The following is a 20,804-nucleotide window of genomic DNA, read 5'->3' as shown; positions in this document are numbered from 1 at the left end:
ATTTTCACAGCAATAAACGGCTATTTAGCGCAACAGCTTTAATGCACCAGTCAATGAGCGCACCCACTTCTCCGGCCCCACCAATCCCAAACCATCCAACTGTTCATCAGCCAAAGAACGTAATGGAAACGCGGCTTCATAATCCTGGTAACTGTGCATCGAGCGCGCAAATGCAGGAAAAGGCACAATCGCCCGCTCATGAGTGGCCGCCAACGCTTTCAGCAACACCTCTCTCATCTGTACAGCATTTGCTTGCAAAATAGGTACCGGCAATTTTGAGCTAACATCAATTTCTTTCCCCTCTGAATCGGATAATACTGCTCCTGCCAATTGTGGAAATTTTGCCGCGAGACCAATTCCCACCGCACTGGTGGTATTGGCAACCAAGCCAACCGGAAGCTCAGGATTAACAATAATTGCGATCCGCATTTGTTCTGCCACAGCCATGCCCTTTTACTGATGATATGTACAAAGATCTTATCTCTCCGGCGTGGGTAAGTGCTTTCTTTTATTAGCCTTATTCCGCTAATATGGGTAAATCACACCCAAATAACACAATAATCAGGTAGAAAATGCCATCATCATTAATAACACCGGCAGATATAAAAATTTTAAAGCAATTACAGCACACGGGCCGGATGACTAACCAAGAGTTGGCCGACAAAGTGGGGATGGCGACCTCCCCGTGTTGGCGGCGGGTGAAACAACTTGAAGAGAGCGGCGTTATTACCGGTTATCAAGCCAATATTGATCGCCGGAAAATAGGTTTGGGGATTTTGGCCTTTATCCGGGTGAAAATTGACAGTCACAGTGAAGAAGAAGCGAAGTTGTTTGAGATGCAAGTGGGAGCGTTAAAACCAGTGATTGCTTGCTATGCCGTCGCGGGAGATGCGGACTTTCTACTGCAAGTGGTGGCTGAGGATCTCGACAGTTTTTCCACTTTCGCGATGTCGGTCATCCGTCGACTGTCAGGAATTAAAGAGATGCAAACAACTATTGTCCTACGCGAAGTCAAACCACTGGTAAGTTTGCCGCTAGAATAAGTCACATTGGAAGGCATCAATCGATGCCTGTTATCTACTTAATTTTTATTTATCTAGCTTATTTGGCGGTCTAACTCTCTATGCGGCCAACACTCTGTTGCGCCCCGATGCTTTGGCTCGATAGAGCGCTTCATCCATACGTTTAAACAAACTATCGGTGTCTTCCCCCACCTGATGTTGCGCGACGCCGATGCTGACCGTAAGTTGTGGTAGGTTAGGTTGGCAGATCATCTCAATAGTTTCTCTAATAGATTCAGCTAATTGCAATGCACCATCCAAATTGGTTGAGGGTAGGAGAATAGTAAATTCCTCACCTCCCCAGCGGAAAACAATATCGCACTCACGGATGATCGACTCCAACGTTCTGGCGAGGAAAATCAGCACCTCATCGCCCTTATGATGCCCCAGTTGATCATTAATACTTTTGAAATGGTCGACATCCAATAAAATTAAACTGAAATGTTGGCCGTAGCGCTGACTCTGGGCGTGTGCATGTTCAACTAAGGGAAAGAACTGACGCCGATTGCCCAAATCGGTCAGTGGATCTTTTAACGCGGCATATTCTAATGCCTGTTCCAGCCGCTTTTGTTCGGTAATGTCATGAATGATACACAGCATCAATCTTATGCCATCCAACTCAACTGGGCCGGCATAGGTTTGGACATGGCGAGTATTGCCATCGGCTAATTTATGGATAAAATTGAGTGGCTTATGCCCACCGGGTAATTTGGCGACCTCATTCATTACCGGTAATACATCCCTTCCCATACTATTGATTTCCCAGGTGTGCTTCCTGCACATTTCATCACGCGGATAACCATAGAAACGGGTTGCGGCCTGATTGGCATCAACAATCAGCCCCTCTTTCGAGGGATCAATAAGCAGCATTGGGGCAGTATTGGTACTGAAGAACTGCTCGTAAAAACTCTGCTCACCGCGAGAATAGCTTTTTGCTAATAGCCTCGGGCTGGTCGGTTGGGTGACGACACTTTCTGAAATATAAAGCCCTTCAAAAATAATCACCGCCCCATAAGGTTCTAGCTGAGTTAAAGAGAGCCGACAGCTCAGAGGAAAGATATTTTTTTCTACCTGAATAGTCCAGATTTCAACAATGTGGTCATCTACAGCCAGCGCGGGGAGATAAGCACTCAAATGCTGCTGCGCATGAGCTGAAAAACGTCCATAACGCACTAGCGGCAACTGGATGTTGTTACCGGCAATTTTTCGAGCTTCCTTGTTAGCAAAAAGTATTTCCTGATTTTTGGGTAATACCACCCAGATCGGGGTACTCAAGATATTTAATGTATCTAAGTCAGTCACTACCATAGGAATACCGAAAGATATTTGGCATCAGAACAGAATACAGCTAATTACCCCGGATTCACTATATTTCAATGAATGCGATTCCCCCTTATTTTTACTGTCGAGCGCTCAGACATAAGGCGTATCCGTCATTGCCGCTTTTAGACCGAGGGTTCCTCTATCAATCATCGCGAGAAAAACCGCTTGTGCTTTTTCACGGTCTTGTGTCAGCCGAAAAGTCTGGTGGGCCTGAAGAAGAGCGACACTCCACATCGCCAGGAGTAATCCAGCCGCTAAACAGGCTTCTGGTGAAGGGTCGCCAGGGTCTCGTCCGGCATATTCAGCTAACGCCATCGCGACAACCTGTGCCAATTCATCGCGTATCGCCCTCGCCCGCGCTTTTAGGGTTTCGCTTGCTTCGATTGTCGCGATAAAACCCTGACTAGCAACAGAAAATTCGACTAACGGGCTTTGTTCCACAATCAGCCGGTGGGCCAGTAGACGTAACGCCTCAATGGCGGAGACAGCAGGATCGCACTGCCGTATCGCTTGCCGCAGAATGTCTCGCACCTCTTCGTCGCGATCAAAAAACATGTCTTCCTTGCGGGGGAAGTGATTAAACACGGTCATGCGCCCAACATCGGCAGCTGCCGCAATCTCGTCTACCGTGACATGGTCAAAACCGCGCGCTAAAAAAAGGCGGGTTGCGGCAGTGGATATACTTTGTCGTGTTGCGAGGCGCTTGCGAGTTCGGCGATCTACTGGCATTGACATATTTCTCTTGATGGCTAATTATATACTGAGTATATATTAGTATTTAGTATACAAAAAGACAAATTGCTGTTTTGGTTGTTGGTGCGGGGAAAACTGCTGGCAGCCGACACTTTGCGTGATCTGCCGTCTCTCTTTGGAACGCTTTATGAATAAACCGTTAGTTATTATCTTCGCCACAATTTGCCTCGACGCCGTGGGTATAGGTCTCATTTTCCCTATTCTCCCGCGACTGCTGGCAGAGGTAACACATAGCCAGAATATCGCGCCCTATATAGGAATAATGACCGCACTTTACGCGCTAATACAGTTCATCTTCGCCCCAGTGCTCGGTGCATTGAGTGACAATCTCGGCCGACGCCCGGTGTTGCTGATTTCACTGGCAGGCGCAGCGATAAATTATGTCATTATGGCGTTTGCGCCCCAGCTTTGGATGCTGTTACTCGGCCGCGCTATTGCAGGCCTAACTAGCGCGAACATCTCAGTTGCGATGGCCTATATTACTGATATTTCACATGAAGATACGCGAGCGCGCCGCTTTGGCCTCTTTAATGCAATGTTTGGCATTGGATTTATCATCGGGCCAGTTCTTGGCGGCCTGCTCGGCGATTACTGGCTACGGCTTCCTTTCATTGCCGCTGCCGTGCTGAATGCCTGCAATCTGTTATTGGCATTATTTATCCTACCGGAATCTCACACACCGGCCCGCCAAAAAATCAATATCACGGCACTCAACCCACTCCGACCACTGCGCTGGGCCTTATCAATGAAAGGGCTTCTACCTATCACTCTGGTCTTCTTCATTTTAAGCGCCACCGGCGAGGTTTATGGCACCTGTTGGGCCTTATGGGGATTCGATACTTTTCAGTGGAATGGTCTGTGGATCGGGCTTTCACTCGGGGCATTCGGGCTCTGCCAAGCACTGACACAAGCATTATTACCCGGCCCGGCGACCAAACTGCTTGGCGAACGTGGGGCCGTTCTTTTCGGAATTGCCTGCGCGTGTATGGCACTTTTCATCCTGGCTTTCACGACCCAAAGCTGGATGGTGTTCGCCATCATGCCCTTATTTGCGCTAGGCGGCATTGGAACACCCGCGCTTCAAGCACTGGCGACTCGACAGGTTGATTCTGCTCACCAAGGCCAATTTCAGGGGGTGCTGGCATCGGCTGTTAGCTTGGCCACCATCATTGGGCCACTCACTTTTTCAACGATCTACTTTGTCGTTCAGAGTGAGTGGCCAGGTGCTATTTGGCTCTCAGTTATCATCCTGTATGCCATCGCCGTCCCTCTGGTGATTCTCGGTACCCGGACATCCCGCTCGCTGTAATCTTAAGTCAATACTGACTAATGGCACTCGTTATCTAAAAGCGCGGTGCCATAAGAGTTGTCAATGGTGCAAATCCAACTTCCATCGTCTTCACGCCGAAATACATAGGTCGCCCGTCGCGTTGTCGTGACAACCCCCCCTTGCCCATCAGGAAAATGCAACACTGTTTCCATAATAACCAGAGCGTCTCCAGCACCTTCAATGACTTGCATTTCGCCCTGCTCAACAACCAACTGATTTTTAAAATGATCAGAGATGGCGATAAATGCTTTTCGGATATTCTCTTTGCCTCTGGCAATCATCCCAGGTTTGATCACCAGCGCGGCATCCTCCGCATAATACTTCATCAACTCATCAAAATTACGCTCAGATATGGCTTTGTCACAGGCTTCGATAACTTGACGTATTGGATGTGAACTCATTGAAAATAGCTCCATAGATTAGGGGAATAGGTATAGCACGGAAATATTTCATCGACGGGTCTTTCCCCCATCATAAAGGATATGCAATAGAGGTAAAGCTGAAGTTACAGCACTATCGAGGAGGTCACTGACACTTGTTAATAACTAAAACTTAAAATAATGCACCTCAAGGAAATAACATTATTACAAATAACTCCAAATATAAAATAATAAGCTATCATGTGAATAAGCTGTTTCAAAAATTAACTATTTTCTATTAAATTTTATTAGCCTTGTTTTTATAAAATCAAAATAAAAATTCTATTTTTTAGGATATTTCTTGAGTTTAAAAGCGACAGTTAACTAACACAACTCACAATATAAGAAAGGGCTTAATTTACCCAAACCATATTGATAAGGTTATTTTTTAATGTACATTCGATATATATCACTATCTAAGTGATTAACACCAAAGTTATACACCAGGCTTTATTCCTATATATATTGATATTAATTTGTTAAGAATGCTAATAACCATTGTTATGGCATAACTAACTTTTACATCAATAAAAACAATTAAATATTATATCAAGGAAAGTACTAGTTATGCCATCCCGACACAACTCTATCAATAACTCTTTTTTACCGATGAGTAATCTAATCAGTGGAGTTAAACTCAGTAAAATTGCTATCGGCGTCATTATCGCTTGTAGTGGTGCACTGTACTTCGCCAACACTGCCGATGCATCCAGTTGTCAAACAACAGATGGGATGCAAGGTGGAATAGCGGTTACCCACAATGGTAGCTGTTCCATTACCAACAAATATGACCCCACGACAAATGACAATGAAGCAGGTGCAGTTTATGTCAATAATGGGGACAGAATCACACTGACAGGCGACGCATCTACCATTATTCAAGGTGAGTCTGGTTATACCGGTAAACTGCTGGGTGACCTTTATCCCGATGCGAATGGCCAAGAACATTTAATGTTGGGTGATAAAACCCATGGCGTGACGACATGGGATGAGATTACCGGCTCAAATATCGTGGTTGCGACCTATGATAGTAGTAAAATCACCACATCCGACTGGGGAGCATCTAATTATTGGTTTACCGCCATTCCCCATGATGTTAATGGACAACAATATATTAATACACGTTTCGGTACCGTCGAAAATGGTACTTTGGTCATTAATCTGGGTAATTCTACGTTGCCATCTACGGCGGCTGAAAACAAAATAAGAATTGCCGCTAAGCAAAGTTTTTTAACGGTAGCTAAAGGGAATAACAGCACCGTTGAATGGACATCAAAAAACATGGTGGTATTAGAAGCCTGGAGTCCAGAACAGGCTGGAGTGGGAACCACTAATTTCGAATACAGCACGCCAAACTATCAGGGCACTTTTATCGGCTTTGATAACAAGAGTTATACCGTCAATAATGACGCCGAGTTAAAAGCCTATAATGACGTTTTGATCCAGGCATTAAAACAGGGTCAGTTAAAATCTCAACAAGCCTATGATAATGCTTTAGCCCAAGGCGTAACTTTTACCAATAAAACAGGTACCTTCAACTATATAGTCACCCCTGGAGATGAAGTCACCATGTCTATTGGTGATAACGCGGTGATTGTTGCCGATGGACAGGGAGCCAAAGGCGTTATTAAAGATGGTGGACAGTTAGATGCCCGAATCAATAATTTAGGCGCTATGCTGGCTAAAAATGGTGCCCACATTGAAGTAGAGCATGGTGCTCAACTTTCCGGCCAATATTATTTGATGAGAATCATGGAAGATAGTACTGGAACCAATGACGGTATTATTTCGAGTGGCTACCTCGTGGGTGATAATTGGGATACCACATCACTAGACCCCTACCCTCAAGGTTTAGCTTATGTTCAGGGTTTCGCCGTCACCGCTGAAGGAGCAAATGCGAGCTTTATTAATAACGGAATTATGAATCTGGCCGGATGGAGCTATGTGGAAAATGCCAGCTCGCCCCTTGATACCAATTACCTCATTAAGACTGCCTCAGGTGCGACAGCAAGTAACCACGGAATAATGAATATTGGTGTTAACAATAATTTTCTCGATGCTGATCTTGCTGGGGCGATTGTTGATGGCACGGGCTCTTCGTTTACCAATGAATCTGGCGGTCATATCTATATTGGCCGAGCGGCGCAATATGATATTGATAACCCAGAAAATGTTAGTGATACAGCCAACAAACGTTTACAACAGGGTATCCGCCTAATTGAAGGGAATGCGACCAATAATGGTCGTATTACTATTGGTAGTAAAACCGAAAATGCTATTGGCATGATTGCCACCGGTGATAACGTCGGGACCTCGCTAACCAATAATGGTCAAATCATTATTAACGGCGATGCATCGGCTCACCCATTACAAAATGTCGCCATGTGGGCTGAAAATACCGGCAATACTGATATTCATCATAATGGTCTGATCGAACTCAACGGGGTTAATGCCGTTGCTTTAAAAGTGTTATCTACCCATAAAAATGCTTCGGCAACCACCAGCTCAAATAGCAGTATTGATATTGAAGGTGGTGCCAACATTTCTAATGGTACCCGAAACTTTGGTATATGGGTTGAAGGTAGTGATGCATCCGCAGAGATACAGGGACAAGTTAATCTGAAAGGTGAAGGTGCTATCGGTGTACATGCCCGTAATGGTGCCAAGATTGATGTCAAAGGCAACGCCCAAGTTAATTTCATTGATGGTGATAACCAGATTGGTTACTTCGTTCACGGTCTGGGATCCCAAATTCTCAATAGCACATCTCAGGCGCAAACATTAACCACCAAGGGTTCAACACTCTATCGCCTGGATGGCGGAGCCAGTTTTGTAGGCTCCGATTTCATTGATTTATCTTCACAACTCACTGCCCAATCAAAAGATACCACTCTATTTTTAGTGACAGGAATGGATAAAGATACCGGCACGGCCAGTAGCTTTACTTCGGGTAAACTAAAAATGGACGTTAACGGTGAAGGTTCTACCGGTATTCGCGTAGAAGGTGGAGCAAGTGGCACTATCACTGCAACAGCCGATATTATTCGGGTAGCAGGTAATGGTGCAACAGCTGGCGTTGTTGACGGTAAATATTATGGTATTGATGGTCAGGAAGTCCCAGAAAGTTTCAGCACTAACTCTATTTTAACCAGCTATGCCCAATTAGGTTCAGCACATTCTGTTGATGGTGCTTTTGGCTATATTGCCCGTAACAGCGGAACTCTGCTTCATAAAGGCAACCTTGATTTCTCAACCAGTGGAACAGGTAAAACTGGGGTGCTGGTTGATAATGGAATACTGGATAATCAGGGCGCTATAAAAGTTAAAGGCACTGCCGTTCATATTAAAGGTGAGAATGCCAGAGTAAATAACACCAGCACGATTGAAACGACGGATGAAACCGCAGCTTATTTAATCGATAACGGTGCTTCACTGACACTGGAGGGAACGGGCCAAACAAAAGCCGGTGGTACCGCTCATGGTGTGTTATTACAAGCTGGTGCGAAAGGTTTAACTATCGGTCGCGCAATTATTGACATGCTTGGAAGCGGTAATGGTATAGAAAATACGGCTGAAATTAGTAATATCAAATTGAGTGATGCAGTGATTAATGTCGGTTCTGGTGCGGGGATACGCACTGCAACAGCTCTGGCACAAACTGATAATGTGACTATCAATGTTGAAGGAACTAACGGCACTGGCTTCTTGTTTGAGAAAAATATAGCCGGAAATAAAATAACCGATGTTGAGCTTAACCTGGCGGGAACTGACGGCCTAACGATTAACGTTAATTCAGCCAGTGGACAAGGTTTGGTAACTCATTCGTCCGCCAATGTTACCAGCGGAGCAGATATTAATGTTAATCAGACCACTGGGGGCTCAGCCTTAGTCGTTGCTGGCACGAGTAATACGGTAAACCAATACGGGAAACTTCAATCGAATTCCACCGTGAGTGGTATTTCGGTGGTTGATATCAATAATGACCACGTCAGTACCTTTACTAATTACGGCCAAATTTTAGCAGCAAGCGCAACGCAATTCGCTCTACAAACACTCTCCGGCCCGGCAGTAATATTCACCAATGCGGCTAATGCCATTATCAACGGTGAAGTTAATCTCCTTAATAATCAAAATAATAGCATTACCCTGATCAGTGGCAGCAAAGGCACCGACTTTAAAACCAGTACAGGTGATGACCGCTTTTTCTTAAAAGATATTACTGCCAGCGAGCAAGGTACGTTATTCCATACACTGGACGGGGGTGCTGGCCACGATATATTGCAACTGGATAATTCTGTTTATCGTGTTCTGAATGAAAATACTATTTTGAACATGGATGAGATTGAGCTAAAAAATAACTCAACGCTGACATTAGACAATACCTTGCTAAAACTAGGTGATGCTAAAGATGATGCCGCTGATACCGGCTATAGCATAGATGCGACCAGTGAACTTGCCATTGTTAATAATAGTGCCGTGGCTTTTAACGGCCATTTATCGGGTAATGGATTACTGAGTATCAATACCTCCGGCCAGAGTTTTGATTTCACAGCGAATAACTATACCGACGGTTTTGCCGGTACAGTTGCATTGGGACACACGACTTTCCAATTGAAAGACGGTAATACGCAAGCGCTAACCCATGCCACATTGAAACTAGGCCAAAATAATGTGACTCATGTTGGTGATAGCCTACAGAATATCGGCGGGCTGACTTTTGACGGCGGCACAATTAACTTCAACACCGGAACACCGGGTCAGCCGGAAAAAAGTCAAATCCAGACCAGTAATATATTGGACTTGGCCGGCACCGGTAAAGTCGGTATTAATATTGAAAGTGTTCTAAACCATCAGCCACCCTCAACGCCATCTATCGATGTTACCCCTTTAATGGAACAAGATGATGGCAATCTATTACTCAAATTGGCGAACTCCCTTGGCGTTGTCACCGGAAGCGGCGGTGCATTACAGCTGATTGATAATCGGACTAATACAGTAATAACAGACACAACAAGGGCGGACATCGAGCAAAATGGTGTGCACGTTGCTAATGGGACTTACGATTATCGATTAACAACAGGTGCCAATAATGACGGCTTGTATGTGAACTATGCCTTAACGCAAGTGGAGTTGTTGAGCAATGGAGCCAATGCTTTAACACTGAATTCCGGTGGGAAAACAGGTGCAGCCGCCGACCTTAGTGCAAAAATAGTCGGTAGCGGAGATTTATCAATCGATACCGGTGCAGGAAAAACTGTTTCGCTATCAAATGCACTTAATAGCTATACCGGTATTACTGATATTCGTTCTGGCACCTTATTGATGGCAGCGAATAACGTGCTGGGTAATACCCAAAAATTGCAGCTAAGCAATCAAAGTCTGTTTGAAATGGCCTCTTTTAGTCAGGTGATTGGTAAGCTTGACAGCGCTTTAGGGACATGGGTTAACTTAAGTGGCGGACACCTGACTATCAATCAGGGCGGTGTTTCTGATGGTCATTTGACTGGGGCAGGAACCTTGACTGTTGCAGATAATACGCTAACGGTAAATGGGGCCAATGATCAACTCTCAGCTAAGACTGAGATTGCCAATACTGCTCAAGTTAGCCTGAACCATATCAGCGGATTAGGAATTGGTGATATTGATAATGCCGGTATACTTAATCTCACTGGCGCTACAGGTTACTTCGTTAATAATCTGAGTAACAGTGGTGATGTTAAGCTGAACAACAGCCAAGCGGTATTACAAGGAAATAATACATCCTTCTCTGGACGCTATCAGATTGATAATACATCTGTATTGACTGCATCTCAGGCCCAACATCTTGGCAGTGCTGATGTAGAAGATGACGGAGAGTTGGTATTGAATGCCAATTCTGACTGGACGCTGTTAAATAATGTCAGTGGTGTTGGTAACCTGACTAAATTAGGTCAGGCTGTGTTGACCTTAATGGGAAATGTCACTTACACCGGCCTGACCGATATTAATCAGGGTGGCGTTACCTTAGGCAACAGTAATACGCCTGTGACTTTAGCCAGCCAGCAAGTCAATATTGCTGATAATAGCTTTATGTCAGGCTATGGCGGCGTTGCCGGTAATATCAATAATCTGGGTTCGTTATATGTCGGTGATAGAGCGATTACCCGTTCATTATCGCCAGCCACGACCTTTAGAGTAGGTGGCGACCTCATTAACAGCGGTTCAACCTATATTGGATCAGCATCAACTTCCGTCGGTAATCAACTGCATATCAGTGGGGATTATCTGGGAAATAATGGCAATCTGTATCTTAATACTGTTCTGGGTGATGATAACTCACTAACAGATAAGCTTATTGTTGACGGTAGTACCCAAGGTAATACTTTAGTGACTGTTGCTAATGTCGGTGGTCAGGGTGCTCAAACGCTCAATGGTATTGAAGTGGTACATGTTGGAGGGGACTCTACCGGTACATTTAGCCAAAATGGCCGTATTGTTGCTGGGGCTTATGAATATAGTTTAGGTCGTGGAAATGGGGCAAATGCAAGCAACTGGTATTTAACCAGCCAACTAAACGACCTTCCATCTGAGTTAGTCGATCCAGCCGATCCTTCAAAACCGTCGGTTTTACGGCCTGAGATAAGCAGCTATGCGGCGAATATTGCAGGGGCCAATACTTTATTTATGACCCGACTGCATGACCGTTTAGGTGAAACTCAATATATCGATGCTTTAACCGGCGAAGAGAAAGTCACCAGTATGTGGATGCGCCAGGTCGGCGGGCATAACCGCTCCCGTGACACCTCTGGGCAATTGAAAACCCAGAGTAATCGTTACGTGTTGCAGTTAGGCGGTGATATTGCGCAATGGAGTGATGATAATCTCAATCGCTGGCATTTAGGCGTGATGGCCGGTTATGCCAATCAGCAAAGTAATACAAATTCACAGGTTACAGGCATTGGATCCAAAGGTAAGGTTGACGGCTATAGCGCCGGCTTATATGGCACTTGGTATGATAATGATGCTGATAAAAACGGCACTTATGTTGATACCTGGGTTCTGTATAACTGGTTTAACAACACTGTCAGCGGTGAAAACCTTGCCAGTGAAAGCTATAAGTCCAACGGTTTTACGGCATCTGCGGAGGTAGGATATACCTTCAAAATGAGCGAATCACCGGAAGATAACAGAATATTTTATCTGCAGCCGAAAGCTCAGATTGTCTGGATGGGCGTCAAAGCTGATAGTTTCAGCGATGCACGTAACACTCAGGTCAGTAGTGAAGGTGATGGTAATATTCTGACCCGCTTAGGCCTCCGTTCTTATATCAATGGGTATAGTGATATTGATAAAAGTAAACAGCGCGTATTTGAACCTTTCGTTGAAGCCAACTGGATCCATAACAGTAAGAGCTTTGGCGGCAACATGGGTGGCAAGCTGGTTGAGCAAGATGGCACCAGAAATATCGGCGAGCTGAAAGTCGGTGTTGAGGCCCAGTGGGATCCTAAGTTAAATCTCTGGATGAACGTTGGTCAGCAGGTGGGAGGTAAAGGCTACAGTGATACCTCTGCCGTATTAGGCGTTAAATATAACTTCTAATGTCATCATTATTTACGGGCCACCATAAGAGTGGCCCGTTTTTCAAACTCACCATAAATCAGATTTCACCGCTATTCATCCCGCCAGCGGCACGATGCTCTGATAATTAGCTCACCATTTATCTGTAAATGACGCCCTGCGCTATCGGGGTACTGCAACCTATCCAGCATAGTGAAAACTGCATGTCGTGCAATGTCATTGAAAGGTTGTTTATAGGTGGTTAATGGAATGCCCAGCAGCGCGGAATATTCGTTGTCATCAAACCCAACCACATTGATTTTCCTGCCATTTTGTCCGCAAGCCGACAACAGTTTCATGGCGGTGAAATCATTGGCACAGACAATATCCTGTGCTCCGCTCTCAAGAAGTTGTTCAATAAAGTCACTATCGCCCACATTCCCTTCATGCTCCCAACTGACCTGCGGCACCATCCCCGCCTCCAACAGCGCCAGCCGGTAACCCATTTTGCGCATGTTGACGGTATTCGCAGAAAAGCGTTCACAGAGAAAATCGATGCGCCGCGGCTGCTTATTCAGAAGATAGGTGGTGACCTCCTGCCCCGCCGCAACGTTATCAATGCCAATAAGATCCCAGCGGCTGCGCTCCGGCCAGGATACGACGTCACTATCCAGAAGCACTACACCCAGACCGTCTCGGTCTAGCTTATTTAAAATCAGCTGATTAATCTCGGTGGCATAAGGGTGGAACTCTATTGGGATAAAAAATACGCCCTTAACGTTGCTCCGCAGGTAGCGCTCAATAACATGATCAATTTTGTTCAAAACCGCCTGACGGGTAGCACCTGCGCCCAGCGTCATCACGCCATTCCAGATCAAATCGAAATTAAACTGCTGCGACAGTGAGGCAATGGATTTGAAGATTTGCTCGAACAGGAAGCCGCTTTCGTTCTCTTCCATCCGGGGCGAAAGAATGCCAAATGTCTGCACCTCATGCTGGAGCGAAGCCCGCGCCGGTTCATTCTCCTGCGCCATCAAATAATGCCCAGACCCCTGAGTGCTGCTGATTATCCCCTCTGAGCGCAGTTTTGCCAGTGCCCGCGAAATGGTTGGGCGCGAAGCAGAAAATTCACTGCACAAGCTATTTTCCGTGGGCAACCGTTGCCCCTGCACATAAAAGCCGCTGCGGATACGCTGCGCCAATTCCTGATAGATCGTGTCCAGCTTGCCTGATTTCGTCATGTTTTCTGTTCGCATATTCCCAGTTTTTTTTGCCCGTTATGCCATTCAACGGTACCGGCAGATAACCAGTATAAAACAGCCATCACCGAAAGGGTGATAATAAGTAAAGTTGTACAGTGATTTACATAACAAATTTGGAAACAAATAAACTCACTAATTTATAGCACTTTACTGGTCACTTTTTCTTCAAAAATAAATCAACAAGCTAAAATCGTGATAAAGGTCACTTATTGGGCAAAAAATGACTAAAAAAAACTCTCAAATACGTGAAATGTGATCAAAACCAAAAGAAATTGTAAAATAACAGATAGGATATTTAACAGCCAGCACAGAAACAATTTACATATTTGTAAACTAAAGCAGGCAACAGATAGCTTTCTTACCTTCTCTCTTTGCGCCAACCCGAGGAAATAGAAATGTCTCAATATCACGATCTAGTCGAAAAGGTCATTGAAGAAAACCGGACTACTTTGCTGAAAGTAGATGAACAGCAAATTGAACAGCTAATTAAAGAGATTCGTCAAGCCAAAACCATACAGCTCTATGCCATGGGGAGGATGCAATTATCAGTCCGTGGCTTTGCTATGCGACTGAAACATATGGGATTTGATAGCTATGTAGTGTACGACACCACCACGCCTTATCTCGGTAAAGGTGATCTGTTGATCGTGCATTGCGCGGTCACCAACGTCGAACTGAACATCATTAAGCTGGCTAAAGAAGCCGGTGCCCGCATCGTATTACTCACCGCGCATCCGGAAAATGAACATGGGCAATATGCCGACTTAGCTGTACGTGTACCCGGGCAAATCTTTGGCGGTGAAGAGGAAGTGTCTTCCATTCAGCCGATGTCCACCCTGCTGGAACAATCACTATTTTTATTCACCGACATCGTCACCATGATGCTGATTGAACGCTGCAATATCTCTATGGCGGAGATGAAAGCCAGCCATACAAACCTTGAAGGTTTACCCCATAAATTTGCCTGAGGGCCTGGTCATGAAAGACGGCGATATCATCCAAATTGCCCATCTGGTCGAAGACTTAGATGCCGCAATGAAACACTACACAGAAGTATTCGATATCGGCCCGTGGGATGTTTATACCTACGGCCCACATAACGTTAAGAACTCACTGTATCGCGGTAAACCGGCCGAACACATTTATCAAATTGCCGTTTGCTGGATCAACGGCGTGCAGATGGAGTTAATGCAACCGGTCTCCGGCTACAGCATTTATGACGAATACATCGAGAAGCACGGCTACGGTTTACACCATATGAAACTCTATTTCGCCGACTGTGAAACAGCGCTAGCGCGCTATAAAGCTCGCGGCTACGACGTGGTACAGAGCGGTAATATCGGCGACGATGTTTTCTACTACCTCGATACCGAAGAACAATTCCAGGGTGCAGTTATTGAGATCGGCAATGCCGGTGCAATTCCCGAACCTGAGCGGCGCTATCCTGCCTGAATAGATACTTTTTGAGGACAACACCATGAAAATACATAATAAACTGACCCTCGCTGTGCTCTTGAGTTTTTCAGCGCTTTGCACCACGGTGCCTGCGTACGCCGCCGACGAAACCTATTCGATGGTTGGTATCCCTAAACTGCGCTCCGCCTGGTTTAATGATTATGAAACCGGCCTGAAAAAAGCGGAAAAAGATTTTGGCATCAAGACCTACTTTCAAGCTCCCGCCTCTGCGGATGAGCAGCAGCAGGTGAGCGTGATACGCGATAGCATCTCGCAGGGCAATAATGCGCTGCTGGTAGTGCCGAATAACGCCAGCTCTGTCGAACCGGTATTTAAACAAGCCCGCGCGCAAAATATCGTGGTCATCACCCATGAGTCGGTCAATCAAAAAGAGGCCGATTATGATGTCGAAATGATCGAAAACCAAAAGTTTGGCAGCTATATGATGGATCAGTTTGCTAAACATGCGGGTGAGAAAGGCGAATTCGCCATTTACGTCGGCTCGTTGACAGTACCCGCACATAACATTTGGGCTGATGCCGCCATCAAGCGGATGAAAGAAAAATATCCACAGATGAAACTGGTGGCTGAGCGCTTCCCGGTCAGCGAAGATCGTAATGCTTCACGCCAAAAAACACTCGAATTGATTTCCACTTATCCTGATCTGAAAGGCGTATTGTCCTTCGGTAGCCAAGGCGCACCCGGCGCAGGGCAAGCACTACGTGAAAAAGGTCTGGTCGGTAAACTGACTGTCATTGGTACCACCTCACCGAAAGAGAGCGCCCGCTTCCTCGAGGACGGTGCTATCACAGAGTCGATTCTGTGGAGCCCAGGTGAAGCCTCCTATGCCATGGCCTACATCGCCAAAATGGTGCTGGATGGCAAGCGTGACCAGATCAAACAAGGGCTAGAAGTTCCCGGACTGGGCAAACCTGAAATCAACGGTATGAATATCATTTTTGATAAACCGCTGACCGTCACCAAAGAAAACTACAAAAAATACGACTTCTAGACCCTAAATAATTAGCCCCCGCCAGCCGGGGGCTATCCGCCCACACCAGGGGGAATTATGCAATTTTTATCCATTGAACACGTCACAAAAACCTTTGATGGTGTGATTGCGTTAAATGATGTCAGCTTTGATATCAACCAGGGGGAAGTTCATGGGCTGGTTGGTGAAAACGGCTGTGGTAAATCGACGTTGATGAAAATTATTGCCGGGGTGCTGGAGTATGACTCCGGCATTCTGACCATCAACGGTAAGCAGATTGAAAAATACAACGCCATTGCTGCCGCGCAACAGGGTATCGGTATCATTTATCAGGATTTGTCACTGTTTCCTAACCTGACGGTGCTGGAAAATATTTATATCAGCCAGATGCTGAACGATAAAAAATCCTTTGTGTTCTCCGGTCGGTTTAAAAATAAAGCCCAGCAAATCGTCCAACAACTAGGTATTACCCTTGATTTAGAGGCCACGGTAGAGGAACTCCCCATTGCTAAACAGCAGTTGGTGGCCATTGCCCGTGCACTGATTAACGACTCTAAATTGATCATCCTTGATGAACCCACTACAGCGCTGACCCGTACCGAAATAAACAATCTGTTTGCTATTCTGTACCGCTTACGCGAGCAAGGCATCTCATTCATTTTCATCAGTCATAAGCTCAATGAACTGCTGGAGATTTGCGATCGTATTACAGTGATGCGTGACGGCAAACTTATCGATACCGTTCCGGTCAGCAACCTGACCAGCGGCCAGATTGAGAACATGATGCTGGGTTATGAATTGGCGTTCACCACGCACCAGTCACACGCCAGTGATACCGTCCTGCTGAGTGTACGCAACCTCGCTAAACACAACAGTTTCCAGGATATCAGCTTCGATCTGCATCAGGGCGAAGTGCTGGGTATTGCCGGATTACTCGGTGCCGGACGTACCGAATTGGCGATGGCATTATTTGGTGTTGAACCGGCTCAGTCCGGCGATATTCATCTGAACGGCCAGCCTATCACTATCAAAAGCATTCAGGATGCGGTTAAAAACGGCATCGCCTATGTTCCCGAAGATCGCCTGTTACAAGGGCTGGTAATGGACCAAAGTATTGCCGCCAACGCCGCTATTTGTACGTTGGATCATTATCTCAATCCAATAAAACTACTGGACAGCGGCAAGCTGCGCGATGCGGTGGCGGGCTATCTGACAGGGATGCAGGTGAAATTTGATAACCAGTCCAAACCTATTCGTATGCTCTCTGGCGGCAACCAGCAAAAAGTCGTGTTGGCAAAATGGCTGGCAATGAAACCCAAAGTATTCATCCTCGACAGCCCAACGGTCGGTATCGATGTAGGCGCAAAAAGCTACATCTATCAGACCGTTAGAGCTAAAGCTAGCGAAGGGATGGGCATCATTTTTATCTCTGACGAACTGCCCGAGCTACTGGCGAACTGTGACCGTATCATCATGATGCGCCGTGGTCGATTCGGTAAAAGTTGGCTTACTGACGAGGTAGATAACGATGCACTACTGCGTGAAATGGAAAGCCATTAATACTGGCATCAGACCGAGGTAACTTTGATGGGCGTATTAAATCTCTTCAAAAAACGGGAAACGCTGCTGCTGGTATTGATCGTGATCTTGTCGATCGTGATTACCAGCATCAATCCCTCATTTATGACTTTCGATAATATTACCGGCCTACTGAAAACCTGGACGGTATTGGGTATCTTCGCACTCGGCGTGATGCTGGTGCTGCTCTCTGGTGGTTTTGATGTCTCCTTCACCGCCATCGCTCAGGTGGTGCAATACGTTGTTGTATTCTGGTTCATACAGGCTGGGCTGGACAATATCTGGCTAGCGATCGCCTGTAGTTTGATCCTCGGAGCCTTGATGGGGCTGCTGAACGGCGTGCTCATCTATTACTTCAAGATAACTGCAATCATTGTCACTATTGCCACCAACAGTCTGTTCTATGGCACCTTATATGTGGTGACGCAGGGCAATTTAATCTACGACATTCCTCCCTCTCTGCTGCAACTGGCGGAAATTAAAATCTTCCCGATGCAGGCCACGAATGGGGCTTGGTATGGGCTCAGTCTGGTGACCTGCCTGTGGTTCATGCTGGCGATTTTCCTGCACTTTTTCCTCAAAAACACCGTGCTGGGGCGCAGTATCTTCGCAGTGGGTGGCAATGCGCTATCAGCCGAGCGCGTTGGCTTTAACCTGCGTCGTACCACGCTATTTATCTATACCTTCGTCGGTGCGGTATCCGGCTTCGCCAGTCTGATTCAGGTATCCATCGTACAGACGGTTATCCCTAACTCGATCGTCGGCTCCGAGCTACAAGTGATTGCCGCCGTGGTACTGGGAGGAGCCTCCGTCACCGGTGGGCGCGGCAGCGTACTGGGCACATTACTGGGCGTGCTGCTATTCGCTATCCTAAGTAACAGCCTGACGCTACTGAAAGTCTCACCGTATTACTACAACATGTTCACCGGCCTGGTGATTCTGGTCAGTATCACACTGAATGCCCTGCAAATACGCCGGCAAAAGCGGGCCCAGGTCAGAGTGGTAGTGGAATAATGAGGAACGGAACCATGAAAACCCATACACCAGCAAGATTGCGTCTTTCTGCGATCTTTTCGGAAAACCTGTCGCTCTATCTGGTTCTTATCGGGGCGTTCTTACTGATGTTCGCGCTCAATGGCGAACGTTTTATCCGCCCGCAAAATCTGCTATCGATGGCCTATCAGCTACCGATTATTGGCCTTTTAGCCATCGGGATGATGATTTCAATGCTTTCCGGCGGGATTAATTTATCTATTATCGCCACCGCCAACCTAAACGGCATTGTGATTGCACTGTGCTTGCAGCATTTTGCCAACGGTCAGATGAGCACTGCCAGCAATGAAATTATTCTGCTGGCTATTGCGCTGGGGCTGCTGAGCTGCTTGCTGGTGGGGGTGATCAATGGGTTGCTGATTTCACTCCTCAAGATCCCGGATATTCTGGTGACTCTGGGCACGATGACCTTGATCTCCGGTATTAACGTGGTGCTGACCAAGGGCTACACCCTATCCGGCTTCCCCGACATCCTGCTCAATATTGGGAATGGCGATAGCTTCGGCCTGCCTAATGCGCTGATTCTATTTCTACTGGCTAGTGTGGCGGCGGCCATCATTCTGAACAAAACGCGTTTTGGTTTTAGTTTGTACATGATGGGGTCAAATCCCACGGCAACCCAGTATTCTGGCATCAGTCTGGTGAAAACCAGCGTGATGCAATATGCCTTCTCATCCTGTTTTGCCGCACTGACATCACTGGTAATGATAGGCCAGCTCAACTCGGTGAAAGCCAGCTATGCCGACTCTTATTTGTTGGTGGCGGTGCTGGCGGCATTTCTGGGGAAAGTCAGCCCATTTGGTGGATTTGGCCGTATCTCCGGCGTAGTACTGGCGGTGATCATTTTACAAATCATCTCCAGCGGGCTCAACCTGATGCGCCTTGATCCCTTTATGATAACCGCTACTTGGGGCGCGCTTATTATCTTTATCGTGGTATTCCGTAGCCTGTTTTCGCAGTTAAAACAGCGAATGAAAAACAAGGAAAAAGCATCATGATGATTGGCATCGATCTGGGTGGCACCAAAACCGAGGTTATTGCACTGGATGACCAGGGTGTAGAACATTTCCGTCATCGGGTACCCACCCCGAAAAACGATTACATCGCCACCATACAAACTATCGCTGAACTGGTGCTGCTGGCAGAAAACAGTGTGGGCAGGCAAGGAACAGTGGGCGTGGGTATTCCGGGTACCATTTCCCGCCATACCGGCAAGGTGAAAAATGCCAATTCGGTGTGGTTGAATGGCCAGCCATTACACAGTGATCTTTCCGCGCGACTAAAACGGCAAGTGATCGTCGCCAACGATGCTAACTGCCTTGCTATATCCGAAGCCGCTGACGGTGCGGGCGCCGGGTATAAGGTGGTATTTGCCGTCATTATCGGCACTGGCTGTGGCGGCGGCGTGGCGGTAAAACAGGGTATTTATGTGGGCGATAATGGCGTGGCGGGCGAATGGGGCCATAATCCCCTGCCCTGGCCCGATGAAGAAGAACAGCATTATCTACGTGAGGTTCCCTGTTATTGTGGCAAAGCAGGCTGTAATGAAACCTTTATTTCCGGCACCGGTTTTGAGAGAACTTATCAACGACTCAGCGGCAACCATCTGAAAGGAAACGAGATTATTGCACGGCTGGCACAGGGTGAAACATACGCGGAGCAGGCGATACAGTATTACGAGCGGCGGCTAGCAAAAGCATTGGCCGCACTGGTAAATATCCTCGATCCCGGTGTGATTGTTCTGGGCGGCGGCATGAGCAATGTCGATCGCCTGTATACCACCTTGCCACAGCTACTACCGCAATATGTGTTTGGTGGCGAGTGCGATACCCCTATTCGCAAAGCGGTTCATGGCGACTCCAGCGGCGTGCGCGGCGCGGCTTGGCTACCACGGCTGTCACTGTAAGAGGGCTAAACATCCGGCGTGCATATGGCACATTCAGGTTCGTGACTGCCGCCGGAAATAGCAGAATGTGGACTCTGAAAAATATGTCCGTGTGAGCATAAGTGCAGATTTACTGGGTTTGATGGACTTCGGGAGAT

The 20,804-nt window shown here is 46.6% G+C and carries 15 protein-coding genes; 10 read left to right on the top strand and 5 right to left on the bottom strand.

Features of this window, described 5'->3' with window-relative positions; genetic code table 11:
* Window positions 1–24 precede the first annotated feature (24 nt).
* Window positions 25–447 (bottom strand): DUF2000 domain-containing protein, encoded by a 423-nt coding sequence (locus DX162_RS10210; protein WP_004392608.1) that lies wholly within the window; start codon window positions 445–447, stop codon window positions 25–27.
* Between the two features lie 125 nt (window positions 448–572).
* On the opposite strand from DX162_RS10210, the gene DX162_RS10205 reads away from it, so the two are divergent.
* The gene (locus DX162_RS10205) at window positions 573–1,043 is read left to right on the top strand and encodes an Lrp/AsnC family transcriptional regulator (RefSeq protein ID WP_004392609.1); all 471 of its coding nucleotides are present in this window, start codon (window positions 573–575) and stop codon (window positions 1,041–1,043) included.
* Window positions 1,044–1,121: 78 nt separating this feature from the next.
* Here the strand turns inward: DX162_RS10205 and DX162_RS10200 are convergent, their stop codons facing one another.
* Both DX162_RS10200 and DX162_RS10195 read right to left on the bottom strand, forming a co-directional pair.
* Entirely contained in the window at window positions 1,122–2,369 is a 1,248-nt protein-coding gene (locus DX162_RS10200) for a sensor domain-containing diguanylate cyclase (RefSeq protein WP_004392610.1), read from the bottom strand.
* Window positions 2,370–2,474: 105 nt separating this feature from the next.
* Window positions 2,475–3,119 carry a TetR/AcrR family transcriptional regulator gene (locus tag DX162_RS10195; protein ID WP_004392611.1) on the bottom strand — a complete coding sequence of 215 codons (645 nt, stop codon included), beginning with the start codon at window positions 3,117–3,119 and terminating at the stop codon, window positions 2,475–2,477.
* Window positions 3,120–3,264: 145 nt separating this feature from the next.
* Here DX162_RS10195 and DX162_RS10190 point away from each other — a divergent pair, with 145 nt between their 5' ends.
* Complete coding sequence (locus DX162_RS10190) at window positions 3,265–4,446, top strand: TCR/Tet family MFS transporter (RefSeq protein ID WP_032820880.1); 1,182 nt, start codon at window positions 3,265–3,267, stop codon at window positions 4,444–4,446.
* Window positions 4,447–4,463: 17 nt separating this feature from the next.
* Here the strand turns inward: DX162_RS10190 and DX162_RS10185 are convergent, their stop codons facing one another.
* Complete coding sequence (locus DX162_RS10185; protein ID WP_032820881.1) at window positions 4,464–4,868, bottom strand: YybH family protein; 405 nt, start codon at window positions 4,866–4,868, stop codon at window positions 4,464–4,466.
* Between the two features lie 585 nt (window positions 4,869–5,453).
* Here DX162_RS10185 and DX162_RS10180 point away from each other — a divergent pair.
* Window positions 5,454–12,464: an autotransporter outer membrane beta-barrel domain-containing protein gene (locus DX162_RS10180; RefSeq protein WP_050413834.1), complete on the top strand. Its 7,011-nt coding sequence runs from the start codon at window positions 5,454–5,456 to the stop codon at window positions 12,462–12,464.
* A gap of 71 nt (window positions 12,465–12,535) precedes the next feature.
* Here the strand turns inward: DX162_RS10180 and DX162_RS10175 are convergent, their stop codons facing one another.
* The gene (locus DX162_RS10175) at window positions 12,536–13,663 is read right to left on the bottom strand and encodes a GntR family transcriptional regulator (protein WP_172460431.1); all 1,128 of its coding nucleotides are present in this window, start codon (window positions 13,661–13,663) and stop codon (window positions 12,536–12,538) included.
* A gap of 416 nt (window positions 13,664–14,079) precedes the next feature.
* On the opposite strand from DX162_RS10175, the gene DX162_RS10170 reads away from it, so the two are divergent.
* Genes DX162_RS10170 through mak form a run of 7 tightly spaced genes read left to right on the top strand, consistent with a single transcriptional unit; the run spans window position 14,080 to window position 20,667 of the window.
* The gene (locus tag DX162_RS10170; protein WP_032819975.1) at window positions 14,080–14,652 is read left to right on the top strand and encodes an SIS domain-containing protein; all 573 of its coding nucleotides are present in this window, start codon (window positions 14,080–14,082) and stop codon (window positions 14,650–14,652) included.
* Between the two features lie 10 nt (window positions 14,653–14,662).
* Entirely contained in the window at window positions 14,663–15,136 is a 474-nt protein-coding gene (locus DX162_RS10165) for a VOC family protein (protein WP_004390950.1), read from the top strand.
* Between the two features lie 25 nt (window positions 15,137–15,161).
* Entirely contained in the window at window positions 15,162–16,151 is a 990-nt protein-coding gene (locus DX162_RS10160) for an autoinducer 2 ABC transporter substrate-binding protein (RefSeq protein ID WP_004390952.1), read from the top strand.
* Window positions 16,152–16,208: 57 nt separating this feature from the next.
* The gene (locus DX162_RS10155) at window positions 16,209–17,690 is read left to right on the top strand and encodes a sugar ABC transporter ATP-binding protein (RefSeq protein WP_004390953.1); all 1,482 of its coding nucleotides are present in this window, start codon (window positions 16,209–16,211) and stop codon (window positions 17,688–17,690) included.
* A gap of 27 nt (window positions 17,691–17,717) precedes the next feature.
* Window positions 17,718–18,722, top strand: a complete 1,005-nt coding sequence (locus DX162_RS10150) for an ABC transporter permease (RefSeq protein ID WP_004390954.1) — start codon at window positions 17,718–17,720, stop codon at window positions 18,720–18,722.
* A 14-nt stretch (window positions 18,723–18,736) separates the two neighbouring features.
* The gene (locus DX162_RS10145) at window positions 18,737–19,759 is read left to right on the top strand and encodes an ABC transporter permease (protein ID WP_004390955.1); all 1,023 of its coding nucleotides are present in this window, start codon (window positions 18,737–18,739) and stop codon (window positions 19,757–19,759) included.
* Complete coding sequence (mak, locus tag DX162_RS10140) at window positions 19,756–20,667, top strand: fructokinase (RefSeq protein ID WP_032819976.1); 912 nt, start codon at window positions 19,756–19,758, stop codon at window positions 20,665–20,667. The genes DX162_RS10145 and mak overlap by 4 nt, the downstream gene beginning before the upstream one ends.
* The last annotated feature ends 137 nt before the right edge of the window (window positions 20,668–20,804 follow it).

The organism is Yersinia kristensenii (assembly GCF_900460525.1).
In the GTDB taxonomy this organism is placed as follows: domain Bacteria; phylum Pseudomonadota; class Gammaproteobacteria; order Enterobacterales; family Enterobacteriaceae; genus Yersinia; species Yersinia kristensenii.
This window is presented reverse-complemented; position numbering and strand designations above follow the sequence as displayed.

Excerpts from the sequence above, each read along its gene's own strand:
- DX162_RS10210 (WP_004392608.1), bottom strand. The coding sequence starts at position 447 with ATGGCTGTGGCAGAACAAATGCGGATCGCAATTATTGTTAATCCTGAG.
- DX162_RS10205 (WP_004392609.1), top strand. The coding sequence starts at position 573 with ATGCCATCATCATTAATAACACCGGCAGATATAAAAATTTTAAAGCAA.
- DX162_RS10200 (WP_004392610.1), bottom strand. The coding sequence starts at position 2,369 with ATGGTAGTGACTGACTTAGATACATTAAATATCTTGAGTACCCCGATC.
- DX162_RS10195 (WP_004392611.1), bottom strand. The coding sequence starts at position 3,119 with ATGTCAATGCCAGTAGATCGCCGAACTCGCAAGCGCCTCGCAACACGA.
- DX162_RS10190 (WP_032820880.1), top strand. The coding sequence starts at position 3,265 with ATGAATAAACCGTTAGTTATTATCTTCGCCACAATTTGCCTCGACGCC.
- DX162_RS10185 (WP_032820881.1), bottom strand. The coding sequence starts at position 4,868 with ATGAGTTCACATCCAATACGTCAAGTTATCGAAGCCTGTGACAAAGCC.
- DX162_RS10180 (WP_050413834.1), top strand. The coding sequence starts at position 5,454 with ATGCCATCCCGACACAACTCTATCAATAACTCTTTTTTACCGATGAGT.
- DX162_RS10175 (WP_172460431.1), bottom strand. The coding sequence starts at position 13,663 with ATGACGAAATCAGGCAAGCTGGACACGATCTATCAGGAATTGGCGCAG.
- DX162_RS10170 (WP_032819975.1), top strand. The coding sequence starts at position 14,080 with ATGTCTCAATATCACGATCTAGTCGAAAAGGTCATTGAAGAAAACCGG.
- DX162_RS10165 (WP_004390950.1), top strand. The coding sequence starts at position 14,663 with ATGAAAGACGGCGATATCATCCAAATTGCCCATCTGGTCGAAGACTTA.
- DX162_RS10160 (WP_004390952.1), top strand. The coding sequence starts at position 15,162 with ATGAAAATACATAATAAACTGACCCTCGCTGTGCTCTTGAGTTTTTCA.
- DX162_RS10155 (WP_004390953.1), top strand. The coding sequence starts at position 16,209 with ATGCAATTTTTATCCATTGAACACGTCACAAAAACCTTTGATGGTGTG.
- DX162_RS10150 (WP_004390954.1), top strand. The coding sequence starts at position 17,718 with ATGGGCGTATTAAATCTCTTCAAAAAACGGGAAACGCTGCTGCTGGTA.
- DX162_RS10145 (WP_004390955.1), top strand. The coding sequence starts at position 18,737 with ATGAAAACCCATACACCAGCAAGATTGCGTCTTTCTGCGATCTTTTCG.
- mak (WP_032819976.1), top strand. The coding sequence starts at position 19,756 with ATGATGATTGGCATCGATCTGGGTGGCACCAAAACCGAGGTTATTGCA.